Source organism: Novosphingobium sp. PY1, assembly GCF_017312445.1.
Classification (GTDB): domain Bacteria; phylum Pseudomonadota; class Alphaproteobacteria; order Sphingomonadales; family Sphingomonadaceae; genus Novosphingobium.
In genome coordinates, this window is sequence record NZ_BLTI01000009.1 from 157,731 (window position 1) to 177,010 (window position 19,280).

Sequence of the window (19,280 nt, forward strand, 5' to 3'; positions counted from 1 at the left end):
GAAGGCGCGGGGAGCCCCGTATTTTGCCGGGCCGCATAAGCACATCCCTGCGCGCTTGAAAAGTCCCGATCCCTGCGCAATTTCATAGGTGGGACGCAACACACTCGGGAAACTTGATTCCCGCCAACCGATTGCTTGACGATGATTGACCGCAGCAAACTCGAATCGATCGTGCGTGAGGCAGGACGCCTCGCCCTGGCCGGCTGGCCGGGTGACGGGCATGCGCTCAAGCACTGGGAAAAGACGCCGGGAAGTCCGGTCTGCGACGCCGATTTGGCGGTCGACGCCTTTCTCAAGAAGGAGTTATCTGCCCTGCTCCCGTCCGCTGGATGGCTCTCCGAGGAAACGGCGGACGCGCCCGATCGCCTGCAGGACCAGCTGGTGTGGCTGGTCGATCCGATCGACGGAACGCGCGATTTCATCGCCGGACGGACCGGCTGGGCCGTCTCGGTCGCGCTCGTCAACACGCGCCGTCCGCTCTTCGGCTATCTCTACGCCCCTGCCCGCCGCCGCGATGAAGGCGGCGAGTTCTGGCATGCCGAAGCCGGCAAGGGCAGCTGGCGCAACGGCACGCGACTCGCCGCAAGCGAGCGCGATTCCCTTCCCGGCGCACGGGTTCCGGCCAAGAAGCTGGCCTGCGAAGACGCCGATCTGACGCTCGTAGAACAGCCCAACTCGATCGCCCTGCGCATGGCGATGGTTGCCGCTGACGAGGCCGATCTGCTCGCCTCGCTGCGCTGGGGCTACGAATGGGACATCGCCGCCGCCGGTCTCATCGCCCGCGAGGCCGGCGCGACGGTCACCGACGCTTTCGGCAAGGCGCTCAATTACAACAAGCACGACCCGCGCGCTTTCGGCGTGCTCGTCACCTCGTCTGCGATTCACCGCGATGCCGTGTCCCGACTCGCGGATCGCGCCCGGCGGTTTTCGGCCTGAGGCGCCATAGCCGGCTTATGTTCGCTATCGGCTGCCTGCTGCCCGTCCTGCTGTTCGTTGCCGGCGCCATTCTCGGGGCCATGCTCGGAGGCAACACCGGTTCCATCTGGGGCGCGGCAATCGGCTTTTCGCTTGGGCTGACGGTCCCGATTGTCTTCCTGCTCATCGCCCGCAAGGGGCACAAACGCAGGGGCTGATGGTCCTCACCCCGAGCGGTGATAGGGGTGCCCGGCGAGAATCGCGGTCGCCCGCCAGAGCTGTTCGGCCAGCATCGCCCGGGCCATAAGATGCGGCCAGGTCATCTTGCCGAAGCACAGCAAGTGGTCCGCCCGGGCCCTCGCCTCGTCGCCATGCCCGTCTGCGGCGCCGATCAGGAAACGGCATTCCCGCACGCCTTCGTCACGCCATCGACCGAGCAGCGCGGCAAATTCTTCGGACGACATCACCTTGCCCCGCTCGTCGAGCAGAACCTCGCGCACGGGGGTCTGCACCGGGGGCGGAACCTTGCCGCCGGTGTCGGGCAATTCGCTGTGCTTGAAAGGCCAGGTGATCCGCTTGGCATAGCGATCGAGCAGCTCGGCTTCCGGCGAGCGGGCGATCTTGCCGCGGGCGATGATATGCAAAAGCATGGCGTCGGCGCGCCCTGTCCCAAGGGACGTTGGCGCGTCTCAAGTTCCTTTCGCGAGCCCGGCCGGTTGTTCTTACGGGCCGGGTCTATCCTCTCAGACCGTCTTCAACGGACCGAATCGACCCTCAAGCCGCACCCGAGGGACCATCGAAGCCCCACATCCGTTCGAGGTTGTAGAAGCTGCGAACTTCCGGACGGAAGAGATGGACGATCACGCCGCCCGCGTCGACAAGTACCCAGTCGGCTGCCGGCAGGCCCTCGACGCGAGGATTGCCGAAGCCGCCCTGTTTGAGGCGTTCGCCGAGTTTCTGGGCCATCGCGGCCACTTGTCTCGTCGACCGGCCGGAAGCGATCACCATGTAGTCGGCGATGCTCGACTTGCCTTCGAGATCGATCGTAACAAGGTCCTGCGCCTGGTCGTCATCCAGAGACTGCAGGACCAAGGCCAATTGCGGGTCGTCGCTGTCGACCATGGCCGGGGGCGTTGCGCCGGTTGTAGCCGGCTGTATCTGTGCCTGTGGCATCTAGTTCGGTACTGCTCCTTTCAATGACCGTCCCGGCGCGATGGCAAACATCCCGCCGCAGACAATCAGGTTTTCGAGGGGATGGATTCGCAGCAGAAAAGGGCAATGCCCAGTCACGCTGCATCTCCGGGAATCGGGCGGTGCGTGACACCGTCCCGATAGCGACCGTTGCGCGAAAGTCCGTTCGACGGCTTCCGGGCCCAGTCCGGATCGGCCCGGCGTATCGCCGTTGCCGACCGCGTATCGGGGTCGAATCGCAATGTCACCAGCGCAGGCGCGCTCCACCTTTCCGGACCTCTGAGACTGGATTGGGGTCTCCGGAACTTCCCCAGCCAGGCCATCGCGGGGCTCGCGAAGGCGGGGCCATCATACCCCGGACGCGCAATTACCGCAATCGGCATGAGTCGGGCGAGATTGCGCCAGTCCTTCCAGCGGTGCAGCTGGGCGAGATTGTCGGCACCCATGAGCCAGACGAACCGGCGTTTCGGATAGCGCTGGAGCAGCTTGCGGAGCGAGTCGACGGTGTAGCGAGTCCCCAGTTCCCGCTCGATCGCGGTCACGCGGATTCGCGATCTGCGCGCCTGCCGCCGGGCCGAGGCGACACGCGCCGCCAGCGGCGCCATGCCCGCCGTCGGCTTGAGCGGATTGCCCGGAGAGACCAGCCACCAGACCTCGTCCAGCCCCAGCGCGTCCATTGCGAAGAGGCTGATGCGCCGATGACCGCCATGCGCGGGATTGAAACTGCCGCCCAGCAGACCGGTGACCGGCCCCCTGCGTCGCGCCAGGATTGCGCTGCTCAGGGCGGTCTCGCTCAGGTTCGTCTCATTCAGGGGCGTCGCACTCAGGGCCGGGCCTGCCCGGTCCCGCGCACCTGCCACTTGTAGGTCGTCAGCCCTTCGAGCGCGACCGGACCGCGCGCATGGAGGCGGCCGGTGGCAATGCCGATCTCTGCGCCGAGACCGAACTCGCCGCCGTCGGCGAACTGGCTCGAGGCATTGACCATGACGATGGCGCTGTCAACTTCAGTAAGGAACCGCTCGGCCACCTCCTCGTCGGCAGTGATGATCGCATCGGTGTGATGCGAGGAATGCGCCGCGATGTGATCGAGCGCAGCATCGAGGCCGTCGACGACGGCAACCGAGAGCACCGCGTCGAGATACTCGGTATCCCAGTCTTCCTCGGTCGCGGGCAGGATCCGCGGATCGAGCGCGCGCGCGCGCGCATCGCCGCGCAGTTCGCAGCCGGAATCGAGCAATGACGTCACGACGTCGCGCGAACCGGGGAACTGCGTATCGAGCAGCAGGGTCTCCATCGCCCCGCAGATACCGGTCCGCCGCATCTTGGCGTTGAGCGCGACGCTGCGGGCCATTTCCGGATCGGCAGCGGCGTGGACGTACGTGTGGCAGATGCCGTCGAGGTGGGCGAGCACCGGCACGCGGGCGTCGGCCTGGACCCGCGCGACGAGGCTCTTGCCCCCGCGCGGCACGATCATGTCGATCAGGCCGGCCGCTGTCAGCATGGCACCGACGACCGCACGGTCCTGCGTCGGTACGAGTTGGATCGCCGCCGCAGGTATGCCGACACTCTCCAGCCCCTTGGCCATCGCGGCCTGGATCGCTCGGTTGGAATGGAGCGCCTCGCTGCCGCCGCGCAGCAGCACGGCATTGCCGGAGCGCAGGCACAGGGCCGCGGCATCGGCGGTCACGTTGGGACGGCTTTCGTAGATGATACCGATCAGGCCGATCGGGATACGCACGCGGCTGAGCTGCAGGCCGTTGGGCCGCTCGGTCCGTTCGATGACCTGCCCGACGGGATCGGGCAAGGCGGCGACCTGCTCGAGGCCATGGGCAATGCCTTCGAGACGCGCCGGGTCGAGACGCAGGCGGTCGAGCAGGGCACCGGTCAGGCCCTTGGCTTCACCTGCAGCGATGTCGAGAGCGTTTGCCTCGAGGATTGGCTCTTCCGCTTCCCGCAGAGCTGCAGCCGCGGCGCGCAGGGCCTCGGCCTTCCTGGCATCGCTGAGCCGGGCAAGGACGCGCTGGGCAGCGCGTCCGTCACGGGCAATGCGCGCAACAAGCATTTCGGGCGATTCGGTATCGGTCGTACCGGCTATCGTGGTCTCTACGGTCATGGGCGCGAACTAGCACCGAAGCGGCCGCCTGTCACCGATCCGGATTACTAACCAGATCGGTGCGACTCGGATCAGTGGTTAACCGATTGCGGAAACAGCGCAACCATTCTTGACAAGAACCGCGCAATTGAGGGCGAAGGACCAAAGGTGGGTTCCATCAAGTCATCGCACTGAACGCTCGACTCACCCCGATTCCGCAGCCCTTTAAGGCCAGTCGATTCGCATTTTGACCCCTCCCCTGCTACCTGCCGGCACCGGGACTGGGAAAACAATAGTTTAGCGAGCGGGGTCGTCTTGAACTTCACATCAGCCGGGGCGTGGCTTTCGCGCCTCAGGGCCAAATTTCCGGATCGCGAGTTTATCATGCGGTCTGACGGACAGGTCCGTTTTATCCGCATTTCCTCCGCAATGCAGCTCAGCGCTGTGGGCGGCGCAGTGTTACTGGCAACGGCCTGGTGCGGCTCGATGGGCGCAGTGGCGTTCGAACGCTGGTCCGCGACGAGCGAGCAGGCGCAACTGCTCGACCGCGAAGCCAAGGTCGCCACGGCCGAGAACCGAGTCGCGAAGTATCGCGACGGCATCGATGAAGTGACCTCCGACCTTTCACGCCGCCAGAAGTTCATCGAACAGATGGTCGAAGCGCACATCGGCGACCTGCCCGAAGACGCCAAAGACAAAGCCGATGGCGAAACCATTTCCGACAGCACGCAGGAAACCGCGAAGGCCGTCTCCAAGGTCAGCGCCGTCCTGCCCGAGGCTTCGCAACTGGCTGATATCGAAGCCGAGCAGCTTGCCTTCGTCGAACGCCTGACCCGTTATGCCGACCGCCGCGCCGAATCGGCCTCCAAGGCCATTCGCAAGCTCGGTCTCAATCCCAACACGATCATCGCCGGCTCGCGCCGCGCCGAAGGTGGTCCGCTGCTGCGCCTCGCCACCGGCAAGGACGGATCGCTGGACCCGCGCTTCAAACGCCTGGGCGTCAGCCTTGCCCGCATGGACGCGCTGGAAAACGGCCTTGCATCCATCCCGCAGGTGAAGCCGGCCAAGGTCGCCTACGTTTCGTCGAGCTATGGCTACCGCTCCGACCCGTTCACCGGCGGTGCAGCGTTCCACGCCGGCCTCGACTTCCCCGGCCCGAAGGGATCGCCGATCTACGCCGCTGCCAAGGGCAAGATCACCTTCGTCGGTCGCCGCCAGGGCTACGGCAACTGCATCGAAATCAGCCACGGCAATGGCCTGATGACCCGCTACGGCCACCTTTCGGCCTTCAAGGCCAAGGTTGGCCAGAAGGTCGATGCCGGCACCGTCATCGCCGCCATGGGCAGCACCGGTCGCTCGACCGGATCGCACCTCCACTTCGAAGTCCGTGTCAACGGCCGGCCGGTCAATCCGCGCCCGTTCCTCGAGGCTGCCACCAATGTTCAGCAAGAAGCCCGCTCATAATATGGCCAAGTCGAATGCAGGCCCGCGTCCGTCGAACGGTTCGACGTTCTCGATGCTGGGCGCCGACACCAGTATCGTCGGTAATGTCGAGGCTTCGGCGGACCTGCACATCGACGGTCGGATCGAAGGCGACATCATCTGCAATGCCCTGGTTCAGGGCGAGGCGAGTGAAATCGTCGGCGCCGTGAAAGCGGAAACGGTCCGCATCGCCGGTACCGTACGCGGAACCATCGCCGCACGCGAGGTCGTCATTCTCAGGACCGCGAAGATCGATGGTGACGTGGCCTACGATGCCCTCACCATCGAGCAGGGCGCCCGCCTCGATGGCCGCCTGAGCCCGAGCGGCGGCCACATGCCCCCCGCTTTCGGCTCTGCCAACGAAGCGCAAGTCGCGCTCGAAGCGGCCGAATAACCGCAATTCCATTATGTGAGGCAGGCCGCTCCAACACGAGCGCCTGCCCTTTCTATTGGCCCATCACCTCGGCACGCAGCGCCTTGCGGTCGAGTTTGCCGACCATCGTCTTGGGCAGCGAATCGCGCAGCACCACCTTGTCGACGCGCTCATGCTTGCCGACCCGCTCGTTGAGCCAGGCGGCGATGTCTTCGGCACTTGCAGCCTCACCCCTTTCGGGGACCACATAGGCGCGCGGGACTTCGCCGTGATAATCGTCGGGCACACCCAGCACCATGGCCTCGCGCACGGCTGGGTTGGCGAGGAGGACTTCCTCCACCTGGCTGGGAAAGACCTTGAAGCCGCCGACGGCGATCATGTCCTTGCTGCGGTCGATCAGGTGAACGTAGCCATCCTCATCGATCGTCGCGATGTCACCGGTGCGCAGCCAGCGCTTGCCGTCCAGTTCGACGAAAACCCCGGCCGCAGCCTCCGGTCGGTTCCAGTAGCCGATCATGACCTGCGGTCCGTCGATCGCCAGTTCGCCCGGCTCGCCTGGGGCTGCCGCTCGCGTGGGATCGTCCTTGTCGAGCAGCCGCAGGTCCGTGCCGGGCATGGGGTGGCCGATGGTGCCCGGTCGTTCCGGCCCGTCGAAAGGATTGGTGGCGACAACCCCGGCGGCCTCGGTCAACCCGTAGCCTTCGACAAGGGTCGCACCGCTCGCCCTCTCAAAGCGCGCCTTGACCGGAGCCGGAAGCGGCGCCCCCCCGGAAATGCAGGTAAACAGGCTGGAGAAATCGGTGCGGGCCATGTCCGGGTGGTCGAGCAGCGCCTGGTACATCGTCGGCACGCCCGGCATCGCCGTCGCCCTGACCCGCTGCAGGGTCGCGAGGCATTGGCCGGCATCGAAGCGCGGCAGCATCGCGATGGTTCCGCCATCGTAGACCGTACGATTGAGCACCGTCGCATTGGCAAAGACATGGAAAAACGGAAGGACGCCCACGATCACGTCGCGCGCATGGGCGTGGGGATCGATTTCCTCGATCTGCCGGGCGTTCGCAGTCAGATTCTGGTGGGTGAGCATCGCGCCCTTGGGCGTTCCGGTCGTGCCCCCGGTATATTGCAGCATCGCCAGGTCGGTCATCGGGTCGATCTCGACCGGCGCGGGTTCGCCATGGTGCAGCAGGTCGGTGAATTCGAACACGCAGTCTTCGCGCGGGATTGCAGCGATGTCCTTGCGGCGTAACAGACGCAGGCCCAGGCTCTTCCAGAACGGCAGCATGCTGGAAAGACGGGCGACCACCAGCCATTCAAGCGCCGATTCGCGGTGCACCTTGCAAGCCGTCGGCAGGAGAGCCGGAACGTCCAGCGTCACCAGCAGGCGCGTCCCGGAATCGGCAACTTGCGCCTCCAGTTCGGTAGCGGTGTACAGCGGCGAGAAGTTGACGACCGTGACGCCGGCCATGAAGGCGCCGAAATAGGCTGAAAGGTAACAGGGCACGTTGGGCAGGAAGAGCCCAATCCGATCGCCCTTGCCGAGGCCGAGCGACTGCAGCCCTCGGGCGAAGCGGCGGGCCTCCGCGTCGATCTGCCGATATGTGAATTCGCGACCGAGAAAGTCGGCGAGGACGCGTTCGCCATAAGCGGCGACGCTGGCGGCAAACATCTGCGGCATCGCAAGCGGGGCGAAGTCCTGTTGCCAGTCGCACGGGTGCGCGTAGCGTTCCTGCCAGACCTTGGGGCCGATCCTCTCATCCATGATCGGAGTGTGAAGCGTCGCCGGTCCCGCGACAAGGGCACTTCAGGCTATGCAAACGAATGCAGCGGGGACGACCGGCCAGTCATCCCCGCTGCTCGTATTCTCATCCCCTTGGGGAGAACTGGGCTTATTCGCCGTTTTCCGCTTCGGCGGCGCGCTTGGCCTCGAGCCAAGCAGCGGCTTCGGCTTCCTGCGCGGCTTCGCTGGCGGCCTTGGTGGCGGCCTCGCGCTCGGCGCGCAGTTCCTCGATCAGCGCCTCGCGATCGTCGACCAGACGCTCGTCGCCGGCGACCTCTTCCTCGATGCCGGCCTTCTTGGCCGCCTTGGCTACAATCGCGTCAAGCTCTCGCTGCGAGCACAGGCCCAGCGTGACCGGGTCCTTCGGCGTGATGTTGGCGATGTTCCAGTGCGAACGGTCGCGGATCGCGGCGATGGTGTTGCGCGTCGTGCCGATCAGCTTGCCGATCTGCGCGTCCGACACCTCGGGATGATTGCGCAGGATCCAGGCGATACCGTCCGGCTTGTCCTGGCGCTTCGAAACCGGGGTGTAACGCGGGCCCTTGGTGCGGCTTACGGTGACGGGCACCTTGTGCATCTTGAGCTTGTACTCAGGGTCCTGCTGACCCTTTTCGATCTCGTCCATGGTCAGCTCACCAGCGCGAACGGGGTCGCGCCCGGTGTACTTGCTGGAGGCCAGGTCATCGGCCATCGCCTGCACTTCGAGCATGTGCAGGCCGCAGAATTCAGCGATCTGCTCGAAAGTCAGGGCAGTATTATCGACCAGCCACGAGGCGGTCGCATGCGGCATGAGCGGTGTCGGCTGGCTCATTGTTCTGGATCTCCGACGAACTTTGGCAAGTAGCGCAAATAATAAGGGCCGCCCCTTCGCGGAGCGGCCGTTCCGGACCCGATTTAGGTGAAAGTTCCGGATTCGGCAAGCACGATGCCCGAGAATCGCGCATTCTCGGCTCAAGGCTTGCAAGCGGGGTCGGCAAGGCGGTCCGATCAAGCCGGCGTCGACCTTGTCAGAAGTTAATCCATCCGAACGTAACCGGGAAGCCCAGAGATGCGTTCGAGCCAACGGCAGATTGCCGGATAATCGTGCAGGCGAAAGCCGCCTGCCTCGCAGACGTGGGTATAGGCATAGAGCGAAACGTCGGCGAGACTCGCGCTGCTGCCGACAAACCAGTCGTGCACGCCGAGGTGCTGTTCCATCACCGAAAGGGCCGCCTCGCCCCCTGCCCGCTTCGCCATGATCTGGTCGCGCTGCATGGGTGTGAGATTGGCCTCGCCGACGAAGCAGAACCAGAAGCGCAGGGTCGCGATATTGGGTTCGTGAGTATATTGCTCGAAGAACATCCAGCGCAGCATGTCAGCCCGTTCGAACCGGTCTGCGGGCACGAGGCTTGAGCCCTCGGCCAAGTACCAGCAGGCCGCATTGCTTTCCGGCAGGAACCTGTCGCCGACCTGGAGAACTGGAATCCGGCCATTGGCATTGACGTTCGCCAGAAACTCCGGCGTGCGGGTTTCGCCGTTCATGATGTCGTAGAGGCGCCGCTCCAGCGGCACGCCGAGCATGGCCGCAGTAAGGCGGATCTTGTAGCAGTTGCCGCTGCGCGGATCCTCGTGAAGGATCAGATTACCGCTCAATCCCGCCTCCTTCCTGTCTACGAGAAGCGGCGCTGCCCACTGCGCGATGTCATGACGTCACGCAGCGAGGACGATCTTCCCGATATGGTCTCCCGATTCCATGTGGGCATGGGCCTTGGCAGCTTGGGCCAGCGGAAACTGCCTGTCCATGATCGGCCGCAAGGACCCGTCAGCCACCAGCGACCAGACGTTCGACAGGATTTCCTGGGCCAGCAGCTCCTTGAACGTGTCGGACCGCGGCCGCAGCGTCGAACCCGTCAGGGTGTAGCGGTTGCGCATGACGAAGCCCATGTTGATCTCGGCCTTGACCCCGCCCTGAACCGCGATCGTCACATGCCGCCCGTCCGGGGCAAGGCACTTGAGATTGCGCGCGACATAATCGCCGGCAACCATGTCGAGCACGAGATTCACGCCCTTGCCGTCAGTGATCCGCGCGACCTCGGCGACGAAGTCCGACGCCTTGTAGTCGATCGCGTGATCGGCGCCGATCTTGAGCGCCTCGGCGCATTTCTCCGCCGATCCGCAGGTGACGATGACGGTCAGGCCGAAGAGCTTGCCGAGCATCGTCGCCATCGTCCCGATGCCGCTGGTGCCGCCATGGACGAGCAGGGTTTCCCCCTCGCAGGCGTATCCGCGCTCGAACACGTTGTGCCAGACGGTGAACAGAGTCTCGGGCAAGGCCGCAGCCTGGTCGAGCGGCAGGCTGGCCGGCACGGGCAGGCAGTGTCCGGCGCGGGCGATGCAGAACTCGGCATAGCCGCCGCCGGAAACGAGCGCGCAGACCCGGTCCCCCTCGCCGATTTCCACGACCCCTTCCCCGACCGCAACGACCGTGCCGGAAACCTCCAGGCCCGGAATCGGCGAGGCGCCCGGTGGCGGAGGATAATGTCCCTGCCGCTGCACGACATCGGGTCGGTTGACGCCTGCGAAGGCAACCTGGACGAGGACTTCTCCCGGGCCCGGAACAGGCACGGATAGCTCCTGCGGCTGCAGCACCTCGGGACCTCCCGGTTCGAGAAATCCCATGGCGGTCATGATCTTGGGCAGTTTAACTGACATGGCTGACTAGTTGGCACAGTCACTGGCCACAAGGAAACCACTTTGATGCATTGACATGGAGAAATTCCCGTCCGATGCTGCAGTGCAATGGACGATGATGATCGACCGCGGCGGCGGTCGTCCGGGGACAACCTCGGCGCTGCCAGCCTCCTCGCCAGCGAAAGCCTGGATCGCTATTCGCTGGACGAACTCGATGCACGTGTCGCGCTTCTCCACGAAGAGATCGACCGCATAAAGGCGCACCGCCAGAAAGCCTCGGCGCACATGCAGGCGGCCGAGTCCCTGTTCAGGCCAAGGACATCGTGATGGCGGCAGGTTCCCAACGTGAACCTCGCAAGCGCCCTGAGTGTTCCTATATGGAACCTGAAACCAGTTTTCGTCCAAAAACTCCCCTGCAAGGAGAGTCCCACTTCGCAATGAAAGTGTCCTAGATGCCCAGTTTCGCGCAAAGCCTAGAAAAGACCCTGCACTCCGCGCTGTCACACGCGTCCGAGCGGAGCCACGAATATGCGACTCTCGAGCACTTGCTGCTCGCGCTGATCGACGATCCGGACGCGGCCCAGGTCATGCAGGCTTGTGGCGTGGATCTCGGCGATCTGGGCGATGTCGTGCGGCAGTACCTCGACCAGGAATACCAGTCGCTGAAAACCGAGGAAAAGGGCGACCCGGCCCCGACCGCCGGGTTCCAGCGGGTGATCCAGCGCGCGATCCTGCACGTACAGTCGTCGGGCAAGGACACGGTGACAGGCGCCAACGTCCTTGTCGCACTTTTCTCAGAACGCGATTCCTACGCGGTCTATTTCCTGCAGCAGCAGGACATGAGCCGTCTCGACGCAGTCAGCTACATCAGCCACGGCATCGGCAAGGGCGGCAAGCGAATCGAGGACCGCAGCCCCAAGGGATCGGAGGAACAGACGCCGACTCCGGAGGAGAAGGCCGAGACCAAGGCCGCCAACAAGAAGGACTCCGCGCTCGACCAGTTCTGCGTCAACCTCAACGAGAAGGCGCTAGCGGGTAAGGTCGACCCGCTGATCGGGCGCGGCCCGGAAGTGGATCGCACGATCCAGATCCTGTGCCGCCGTTCCAAGAACAACCCGCTCTACGTGGGCGATCCCGGCGTCGGCAAGACCGCTATCGCGGAAGGCCTGGCGCGCAAGATCGTCGAAGGCGAAGTGCCTGAAGTCCTTTCCGAAGCGGTGATCTATTCGCTCGACATGGGCTCGCTGCTCGCCGGCACGCGCTATCGCGGCGACTTCGAGGAACGCCTCAAGCAGGTGGTCGCCGAGCTCGAAAAGATGCCGCACGCGATCCTGTTCATCGACGAGATCCACACGGTGATCGGCGCCGGCGCCACCAGCGGCGGCGCGATGGACGCCTCGAATCTGCTCAAGCCGGCACTTTCGGGCGGTACGATCCGCTGCATCGGTTCGACCACCTACAAGGAGTTCCGCAACCACTTCGAAAAGGACCGCGCACTGCTGCGCCGGTTCCAGAAGATCGATGTGAACGAGCCCACGGTCGAGGACACCGTCAAGATCCTCAAGGGCCTTCGCACGGCGTTCGAGGATCACCACGGCGTGCGCTACACGCCCGACGCGATCAAGACCGCGGTGGAGCTTTCGGCCCGCTACATCAATGACCGCAAGCTGCCCGACAAGGCGATCGACGTGATCGACGAAGTCGGCGCGATGCAGATGCTCGTGCCGCCCAGCCGCCGCAAGAAGACGATCACCGCCCGCGAGATCGAGCAGGTCATCGCAACGATGGCCCGCATCCCGCCCAAGTCGGTCTCTTCGGACGACAAGAAAGCGCTCGAGAATCTCGAGCGCGACCTGAAGCGCGTGGTGTTCGGCCAGGACAAGGCGATCGAAGTCCTGTCGACCGCCATGAAGCTGAGCCGCGCCGGCCTGCGCGATCCGGACAAGCCGATCGGTTCGTTCCTGTTCTCCGGCCCGACCGGCGTGGGCAAGACCGAAGTTGCCAAGCAGCTTGCCACGATCATGGGCATTCCGATGCAGCGCTTCGACATGTCCGAGTACATGGAGCGTCATTCGGTCAGTCGCCTGATCGGCGCGCCTCCGGGCTATGTCGGGTTCGACCAGGGCGGTCTGCTCACCGATGCCATCGACCAGCAGCCGCACTGCGTCCTGCTGCTCGACGAAATCGAGAAGGCCCACCCCGACCTGTTCAACATCCTCCTGCAGGTAATGGACAACGGCAAGCTGACCGACCACCACGGCAAGACCGTCGACTTCCGCAACGTCGTCCTGATCATGACGACCAATGCGGGCGCTTCGGACATGGCGAAGCAGGGCATCGGTTTCGGCGACACCTCCAAGGCCGACGCCGGCGAGGAAGCCGTAAAGCAGATGTTCAGCCCCGAGTTCCGCAACCGTCTCGATGCCATCGTGCCCTTTGCCTATCTGGCCAAGGAGACGATCAGCCGGGTCGTGGACAAGTTCATCCTCCAGCTCGAACTGCAGCTGGCCGACCAGAACGTCCACATCCAGTTCGACTCCGATGCGCGCGAATGGCTCGGCCACCGCGGCTACGACCGCCTCTATGGTGCCCGCCCGATGGCACGGGTCATCCAGGAGCGGGTCAAGCAGCCGCTGGCGGAGGAGCTGCTCTTCGGCAAGCTCGCCCATGGCGGCGAGGTCCACGTCTCGGTGAAGGAAGATGCGCTCAACTTCGAGCTGACGCCTGCACCGCCGAAGGAAACGAAGTCCAGGAAGAAGAAGGCACCTGCCAAGAAGCCGGTCCGCAAGACCGGGCCCCAGCCGGAAGAGAACACCGACGACTGAGGCCGCACGGCACAAGCGATATGAAGGGGCGGGCGCCGAGAGGTCTCCGCCCCTTTTCTGTGCGCCCCTCATTTCGTCCAGTCCCGGTCTGCGAGACGATCCTCCACGGTTTGACCGCGATCAAGTTCCACGTGAAACGCATCGGCTATGCGACGAGGATAGCCCCCACTTGCGGAGAAGATGTCAGTGTCGAGCCAAGCCCCCGTCGTCGATGAATCCCAAACTCCCGATACCCCATTCTATCGCCTCGGCGGCGCGGCGGTGTTCGAAGCCATCTGCAACCGCTTCTACGACCTGATGGACGAAGACCCGCAATATGCCGAGCTGCGCGCGATGCATGCCGAGGACCTTGGCCCGATGCGCAAGGCCCTGCCCCAGTTCCTTGCCGGTTGGGCCGGCGGCCCGCGCGACTGGTTCGAGGCCGTCCCCGGACGCTGCATGATGAGCGTGCACAAACCCTTCGCCATCAACAGGGGCGTTGCCGAGCAATGGGCCGATGCAATGAACCGGGCCGTCTGCGATGTCGCACCCGAACCGGCGGACATGGCCAAGGCGATGGGCGAAGTTCTCGGCAATCTCGCGCGCGGCATGGGGCGCTGAGCCGAATCTGGGGGTCGCGCCTGCGCACATCGCCTCCTTTCAGATCACACTCGCCAGACGGACAGGCACGCGATAGGTTGCGCAGGTGAACTCGCTAGACCCACCGCGACAGGCCCTCGCTACCGCGCTTGCCGCGCTCGCCGGATACGTCGATGCCGTGGGGTTTCTGTCGGCAGATCGCTATTTCGTATCGTTCATGTCAGGCAACACGACGCGCCTGGCCACCGACCTCATTGCCGAAGGACCGCACCGCGCGCTTGTCCCGGCGCTGCTGATCCTCGGGTTCGTACTGGGCGTGGCGATGGGCAATATAGTCGCACACAAGGCGGGCCGATGGCGCAAGCCCGCCGTCCTCTCGCTCGTTACCGCGCTCCTCGCATTGGCCGCGCTTCTGGCACTGTCGGAATATCTCGAAGCGATGATGGCCATGCTCGTCTTCGCCATGGGCGCGCTTAACAACACGATGCAGCGCAACGAGACGCCCGTGGCGCTGACTTACCTCACCGGAGCGCTGGTCCGCATCGGTCAGGGCCTGGGCGGCATGCTAACCGGACGCGGAGCGAACGGCATTGCCGGCTTCCTCGCCCTTTGGCTGGCACTGGCCGGCGGCGCGGCGCTCGGCGCGACGATGTTCCTGCGGGTCGGTGCAGCCTGCCTGCCCCTCGCCGTACTCGCCGCAGGGTTGCTCTCGGTTGCGGGTTGGCGAATCGCCCGCGTCAGTCGCGAATCCTGAACTGCTTCTCGCGAGAAGTTGCGCCGCGCAACAACTCCAGCCGCGACGGGGCCAGGCCAAGGGCGCCCGCAAGCAGTTCGCGCACGGCATCGTTGGCCTTGCCGTCCTGCGGCTTGGCCCGAACCTTGGCGAGCAGCCTGCCCGCCGCGATTTCCAACCCTTCGACCTTTGCGCCGGGAGTAACACGGACCGCCAGGCGATTCTCCGCATCGACCAGCGCCCGAAGCGCCTGTGCATCGGGGAGTGCCGGCCTGGGCCTTGCCATCAGCCCGCGACGCCGAGCGCCTCGGCGTGGTTGCGGCCATTGATCACATAACCGGCGACGCTCTTGCGGTTAGCGGCAATCGCCTCATCAGACAGATCGCGCATGAACTTGGCCGGACGCCCAATCCAAAGCTGGCGGGCGCCGATGCGCTTGCCGGTCAACTGCGCCCCGGCGGCGAGCATGCCGTCGGTCTCGATATGGCTGCCGTCCATCACGATCGCGCCAAGGCCGACGAAGGCGCTGTCTTCCAGCGTGCAGCCATGGACCATCGCCATGTGGCCGATCAGCACGTCCTCTCCGATCAGCGTCGGATAGCCTTCGGGTCGCCCCGCCTTGGGGCTGTCGCAATGAACGACGGTACCATCCTGGATATTGGTGCGCGCGCCGATGACGATGCGGTTCACGTCCGCGCGGATCACGCAATTGTACCAGATGCTCACGTCGGGGCCGATTTCGACATCGCCGACGATCCGGCAGCCCGGCGCGATGAAGGCGCTGGAGTGGATCTTCGGAGCCTTGCCGTGGATGGCGGCGACGGTGATGTCGTTGCGGTTCTCGATCATGGGTATCCTATCAGCCTGGACCAGCGGATGAACGGCAGGATAGAGGCATGGTCGTCCGTCCAGGGCCTCTGTGCCGGTGCTTGAAGCCGACTCCATGGGCTATCAGGATGCATCTTCGCAAGCTCGTTGATTGAAGAGCTGTCGCGCGAAAGGGCGATCCAGTGCGACGGCGTATAGAGGTCGAGGTTCTCCGGCCAGTCCTGGCGCACACGCGCGGTCAGCCCTTCGCTGCGGGCCAGGGCCGCGATGACCGGCTCCAGTTCCACGTAGCGGTTCGAGATATGCATGAGCAGGACCCCGCGCTCGCTCAACGCGCGCAAGTACACCTGCAGGGCCTCTTGGGTAAGCAGGTGAAGCGGGATGGCATCGGACGAAAAGGCATCGATCACCAGCATGTCGAACCGGCGCGGCGGCACCGCTTCCAGCTCCAGCCGGGCATCGCCCAGGATCACCCGCGCCCGCGGCGCGCAGTCGCGCAGGTAGGTGAACTTGCCCGAGGTCGAATAGTGCAGGATGACGGGATCGATCTCGAAGAAGGTCCAGTCCTGGCCCGGCTTGGCGTAACAGGCCAGCGACCCGGTGCCGAGGCCGACGACCCCGATCCGCGCCGATTCACCCTCCAGCCGATCCGCCGATGCCAGCGCCAGGCCGACGCCGGACCTTGGTCCGTAATAGGTCAGGGGCATGCGCCGCTTGTCCGGTTCGAGCGACTGCTGGCCATGCAGCGTCGTGCCGTGGCTCAGTATGCGAAGGCCAGAGGAACGATAGTCGCGCACGGTATAGATGCCGAAGTAACTGCGCGTACGCTGGCCCTCGTAGCTCGACATGATCGTGAGCAGGCCGCCCTGCCCGAGCATCGCCAGCAGCAGCACTGCCACGAAAGCCCAGCGCCAACCCATGACCATCACGCCGGTCCCGGTGAGGAAGACCGTCAGCAGCATCGCGGTCATCTTCGTGCCGGGTTCGGTAAAGAGATCGAAGAGCTGGACCGAAAGGAACAGCGCCAGCAGCAGGAGAAGCACGAGCGCGATCCGGGCCAGCCTCTGGTCGAGGCCTTCCACGCGGCGCCAGCGCAGGATTTCATCGAGCGGGACAAGCAGGGCCGCACCGAGAATCAGCAGGGGATGTTCCCAGGACCAGTCGAATACGAGCGGCGCGACAAGAGCCGTGAACAGGCCGCCCAAGGCCCCGCCGGCCGACATGATCAGGTAGAAGCCGGTCAGGTGCCCTGCATCCGGGCGCAAGTCATAGAGCCGGGCGTGGAGCGCGACCGAAACCACAAAGAGCAGCACGCAGCTCCCGCCTGCCAGCAGCAGCGCCCCCGACCCGTCGGCCAGCATCGCGTAGCTTCCGGCGAAAAGCAGGACGACAGGCGCGACGAATGTCAGGACGCCAGCGAGAGCGCGGCGATCGGCAAAGGCGACGACGAAACTGAGCAGGTAGAGCCCAAGCGGAATCACCCAAAGCAGCGGTGACGCGAAGATGTCTGTGGTCAGATGGGTCGTCGTCGAGAGCATCAGTCCCGAGGGGATCGCCGCCAGAGCAAGCCAGTGCAGCTTGCGACGCCATGACGTCACCTCGCTTGCGCGCAGCAGCGGTGCGCTCGGTCTTGCGGCGTCGACAGTCTTGCGGCGGGACCATGCGCAGGCAGCGACCAGGAGGATCAGCAGGCCATATCCCATGGCCCAGACGAGGCTCTGGCCGTGCAGCGCCAGCAAGGGTTCGACCACGAGCGGATAGGCGACCAGTCCGGCGAAGCTGCCGAGATTCGACGCGGCGTAGAGCGCCCAGGGCTGCCCGGCGCGGGAATCGGCAGCGAACCAGCGCTGCATCAGCGGCGCCTGTGCGGCGATGAGGAAAAATACCGGGCCGACCGTCAGCAGGAGCAGCCAGGGCACCCAGATCGCCTCCCAGCCGGGCGCGGGCGAAGCCACTTGCGCCAGCGCGATCGGCAGGGTCGTGGCGGCGATGCACAGGGCGATCAGGTGGATGACAGCCTGCCGCCACAAGGGCTTTCGCGAAAGCCAGTGCGCATAGCCGTATCCGGCAAGAAGGAGCGCCTGATAGACCAGCATCGCGCTGTTCCAGACATTGGGCGCACCGCCCAGCCGCGGCAGGGCCATGCGTGCGACCATCGGCTCGACCATGAACAGCAGGAAACTGCCGACAAGGATCGTCAGGATGAAGAGCGCGCGGTCGGACCTGCCCATGGCCTGCGTCTCAATCGTGGCGCGCGCGCCACTCCCCGGAAGTGATCGACCAGGCAAGCGTATCGCAAAGGGGCGGGTCGAACCGGCTGTCGACATAATCGAGGTCGGTGCGGCGGCGCATCCCCAGGCGTTCCATCAGCCCCCAGCTCGCCGTGTTTTCGCTGACCGTGATCGCCACGATCTCCTGCGCGCCGAAGCGCTCGAAGCCGGCATCGAGCGAGGCAATGGCCGCTTCCTTGGCATAGCCCTTGCCCCATGCCTCCTCGCGCAGACGCCAGCCGATCTCGAAGCCGCCGGGGAACGTACTCTCGGGAGCATTACCACGCTTGAGGCCGCAAAAGCCCAGAAGCTCTCCGGACAGATGGCCCCCATCGGCCTTGCGCTCGACCAGCCAGAAGCAGTGACCATGCTCATCTTCGCAGCCGATCACCGCGTCATAAAGCTGTTCGAGCCGCTCATCGGACAGCAGTCCTCCCAGCCAGCGCATCACCGCAGGCGTATTGGTGACCTGCGCAAAGCGCGCGAGATCGGGTCTCGTCCAGGAACGCAGGACGAGGCGCCCGGTCTCGAGGCGAAAGTCAGCCATGGAGCAATCGCGCCGCATGGGCGGCGTGATAGGTCAGCACGCCCGAGCAGCCGGCACGCTTGAAAGCCATGAGCGTCTCCAGCACCAGCGCGTCGCGGTCGCCCGCCCCGGCTGCCGCGCTGGCCTCGATCATCGCGTACTCGCCCGAGACCTGGTAGGCAAAGACGGGGACTTCGAATGCCTCCTTCACCCGGCGCACGATATCGAGATAAGGCAGCCCCGGCTTTACCATCACGCTGTCGGCGCCTTCGGCCAGGTCCAGTTCGACCTCGCGCAACGCTTCCTCGCCGTTGGCCGGGTCCATCTGGTAGGTCTTCTTGTCGCCCTTGAGCAGGCCGCGCGAACCCACTGCATCGCGGAACGGACCATAGAAGGCCGAAGCATATTTCGCTGCGTAGGACATGATCTGCACGTTGGCGTGCCCTTCGTCCTCCAGCGCATCGCGGATCGCGCCGATGCGTCCGTCCATCATGTCCGACGGCGCAATGATGTCCGCCCCGGCCGACGCCTGGTTGAGCGACTGGCCGACCAGGACCTCGACGGTCGCGTCGTTGAGGACATAGCCGTTTGCATCGACGAGACCATCCTGGCCGTGGCTGGTATAGGGATCGAGCGCAACGTCGGTGAGAAGGCCGACCCGGTCGCCCAGCGCATCGCGCACAGCCCGCAGCGCGCGGCACATGAGGTTGTCGGGATTGAGCGCTTCCTTGCCATCGTCGCTGCGACGCTCGCGCTGGGTATTGGGGAACAGGGCAAGGCAGGGAATGCCCAGGTCCGCCGCTTCCCTGGCCCGCTCGACAATGCCGTCCACCGACCAGCGCGACACGCCGGGCAGCGAGGCGATCGGTTCTTCCACGCCCTGCCCTTCGGTCACGAAGAGCGGCCAGATCAGGTCGGCCGGAGTGAGTACGTTCTCGCGGTGCATCGCACGGCTCCAGGCCGTGGCGCGGGTGCGGCGAAGTCGGGTGTGGGGATAGGATCCAGTCATCACCGGTGAT

21 protein-coding genes are annotated in these 19,280 nt (G+C 65.0%); 8 read left to right on the top strand and 13 right to left on the bottom strand.

Annotated features, from left to right (window positions below; all coding sequences use genetic code 11):
* Positions 1 to 141 precede the first annotated feature (141 nt).
* Positions 142 to 936, top strand: coding sequence for a 3'(2'),5'-bisphosphate nucleotidase CysQ (locus J3474_RS16420; RefSeq protein WP_013831503.1), 795 nt, complete (start codon positions 142 to 144; stop codon positions 934 to 936).
* 17 nt (positions 937 to 953) lie between these two features.
* Complete coding sequence (locus J3474_RS16425) at positions 954 to 1,133, top strand: hypothetical protein (protein ID WP_041558631.1); 180 nt, start codon at positions 954 to 956, stop codon at positions 1,131 to 1,133.
* Between the two features lie 6 nt (positions 1,134 to 1,139).
* On the opposite strand, the gene J3474_RS16430 is transcribed toward J3474_RS16425, so the two are convergent.
* The 4 genes from J3474_RS16430 to J3474_RS16445 all read right to left on the bottom strand — a co-directional run bounded on the left by J3474_RS16430 (position 1,140) and on the right by J3474_RS16445 (position 4,219).
* Entirely contained in the window at positions 1,140 to 1,565 is a 426-nt protein-coding gene (locus J3474_RS16430) for a 23S rRNA (pseudouridine(1915)-N(3))-methyltransferase RlmH (RefSeq protein WP_207094894.1), read from the bottom strand.
* 124 nt (positions 1,566 to 1,689) lie between these two features.
* The gene (rsfS, locus tag J3474_RS16435; protein WP_369799491.1) at positions 1,690 to 2,088 is read right to left on the bottom strand and encodes a ribosome silencing factor; all 399 of its coding nucleotides are present in this window, start codon (positions 2,086 to 2,088) and stop codon (positions 1,690 to 1,692) included.
* Between the two features lie 113 nt (positions 2,089 to 2,201).
* Entirely contained in the window at positions 2,202 to 2,966 is a 765-nt protein-coding gene (locus J3474_RS16440; RefSeq protein ID WP_013831501.1) for a nicotinate-nucleotide adenylyltransferase, read from the bottom strand.
* Positions 2,930 to 4,219, bottom strand: a complete 1,290-nt coding sequence (locus tag J3474_RS16445; protein WP_207094895.1) for a glutamate-5-semialdehyde dehydrogenase — start codon at positions 4,217 to 4,219, stop codon at positions 2,930 to 2,932. Before J3474_RS16445 ends, J3474_RS16440 begins: the two co-directional genes overlap by 37 nt.
* Before the next feature lie 294 nt (positions 4,220 to 4,513).
* Between J3474_RS16445 and J3474_RS16450 the strand changes: the two genes are divergently transcribed.
* A complete protein-coding gene (locus J3474_RS16450) occupies positions 4,514 to 5,662 on the top strand; it encodes a peptidoglycan DD-metalloendopeptidase family protein (protein ID WP_207094896.1) in 1,149 nt (382 codons plus the stop codon).
* 1 nt (position 5,663) lies between these two features.
* Positions 5,664 to 6,074 carry a polymer-forming cytoskeletal protein gene (locus J3474_RS16455; RefSeq protein ID WP_207094897.1) on the top strand — a complete coding sequence of 137 codons (411 nt, stop codon included), beginning with the start codon at positions 5,664 to 5,666 and terminating at the stop codon, positions 6,072 to 6,074.
* A gap of 52 nt (positions 6,075 to 6,126) precedes the next feature.
* Here the strand turns inward: J3474_RS16455 and J3474_RS16460 are convergent, their stop codons facing one another.
* From J3474_RS16460 to J3474_RS16475, 4 genes are all read right to left on the bottom strand, one after another.
* On the bottom strand, positions 6,127 to 7,812 hold the full coding sequence (locus J3474_RS16460) for a long-chain fatty acid--CoA ligase (RefSeq protein WP_207094898.1): 1,686 nt from the start codon (positions 7,810 to 7,812) through the stop codon (positions 6,127 to 6,129).
* Positions 7,813 to 7,939: 127 nt separating this feature from the next.
* On the bottom strand, positions 7,940 to 8,641 hold the full coding sequence (locus tag J3474_RS16465) for a DUF1013 domain-containing protein (protein ID WP_007012643.1): 702 nt from the start codon (positions 8,639 to 8,641) through the stop codon (positions 7,940 to 7,942).
* Between the two features lie 203 nt (positions 8,642 to 8,844).
* On the bottom strand, positions 8,845 to 9,462 hold the full coding sequence (locus J3474_RS16470) for a glutathione S-transferase family protein (RefSeq protein WP_207094899.1): 618 nt from the start codon (positions 9,460 to 9,462) through the stop codon (positions 8,845 to 8,847).
* 57 nt (positions 9,463 to 9,519) lie between these two features.
* Positions 9,520 to 10,521, bottom strand: a complete 1,002-nt coding sequence (locus tag J3474_RS16475) for an NAD(P)H-quinone oxidoreductase (protein WP_207094900.1) — start codon at positions 10,519 to 10,521, stop codon at positions 9,520 to 9,522.
* An 87-nt stretch (positions 10,522 to 10,608) separates the two neighbouring features.
* On the opposite strand from J3474_RS16475, the gene J3474_RS16480 reads away from it, so the two are divergent.
* The 4 genes from J3474_RS16480 to J3474_RS16495 all read left to right on the top strand — a co-directional run bounded on the left by J3474_RS16480 (position 10,609) and on the right by J3474_RS16495 (position 14,658).
* A complete protein-coding gene (locus tag J3474_RS16480) occupies positions 10,609 to 10,827 on the top strand; it encodes a DUF1192 domain-containing protein (RefSeq protein WP_007012640.1) in 219 nt (72 codons plus the stop codon).
* Between the two features lie 125 nt (positions 10,828 to 10,952).
* A complete protein-coding gene (clpA, locus tag J3474_RS16485) occupies positions 10,953 to 13,325 on the top strand; it encodes an ATP-dependent Clp protease ATP-binding subunit ClpA (RefSeq protein WP_007012639.1) in 2,373 nt (790 codons plus the stop codon).
* A gap of 180 nt (positions 13,326 to 13,505) precedes the next feature.
* Positions 13,506 to 13,925, top strand: a complete 420-nt coding sequence (locus J3474_RS16490; protein ID WP_207094901.1) for a group II truncated hemoglobin — start codon at positions 13,506 to 13,508, stop codon at positions 13,923 to 13,925.
* 85 nt (positions 13,926 to 14,010) lie between these two features.
* Entirely contained in the window at positions 14,011 to 14,658 is a 648-nt protein-coding gene (locus J3474_RS16495; RefSeq protein ID WP_013831492.1) for a YoaK family protein, read from the top strand.
* Here the strand turns inward: J3474_RS16495 and J3474_RS16500 are convergent.
* Genes J3474_RS16500 through hemB form a run of 5 tightly spaced genes read right to left on the bottom strand, consistent with a single transcriptional unit; the run spans position 14,642 to position 19,270 of the window.
* Entirely contained in the window at positions 14,642 to 14,923 is a 282-nt protein-coding gene (locus tag J3474_RS16500; protein WP_041558630.1) for a DUF167 domain-containing protein, read from the bottom strand. The two genes, J3474_RS16495 and J3474_RS16500, sit on opposite strands and share 17 nt — an antisense overlap.
* Positions 14,923 to 15,486: a gamma carbonic anhydrase family protein gene (locus J3474_RS16505; protein WP_013831491.1), complete on the bottom strand. Its 564-nt coding sequence runs from the start codon at positions 15,484 to 15,486 to the stop codon at positions 14,923 to 14,925. The genes J3474_RS16500 and J3474_RS16505 overlap by 1 nt, the downstream gene beginning before the upstream one ends.
* The gene (locus J3474_RS16510; RefSeq protein ID WP_207094902.1) at positions 15,483 to 17,696 is read right to left on the bottom strand and encodes a fused MFS/spermidine synthase; all 2,214 of its coding nucleotides are present in this window, start codon (positions 17,694 to 17,696) and stop codon (positions 15,483 to 15,485) included. The genes J3474_RS16505 and J3474_RS16510 overlap by 4 nt, the downstream gene beginning before the upstream one ends.
* A gap of 10 nt (positions 17,697 to 17,706) precedes the next feature.
* Complete coding sequence (locus J3474_RS16515; protein WP_013831489.1) at positions 17,707 to 18,282, bottom strand: GNAT family N-acetyltransferase; 576 nt, start codon at positions 18,280 to 18,282, stop codon at positions 17,707 to 17,709.
* The gene (gene hemB / locus J3474_RS16520) at positions 18,275 to 19,270 is read right to left on the bottom strand and encodes a porphobilinogen synthase (protein WP_207094903.1); all 996 of its coding nucleotides are present in this window, start codon (positions 19,268 to 19,270) and stop codon (positions 18,275 to 18,277) included. Before hemB ends, J3474_RS16515 begins: the two co-directional genes overlap by 8 nt.
* Between the last annotated feature and the right edge of the window lie 10 nt (positions 19,271 to 19,280).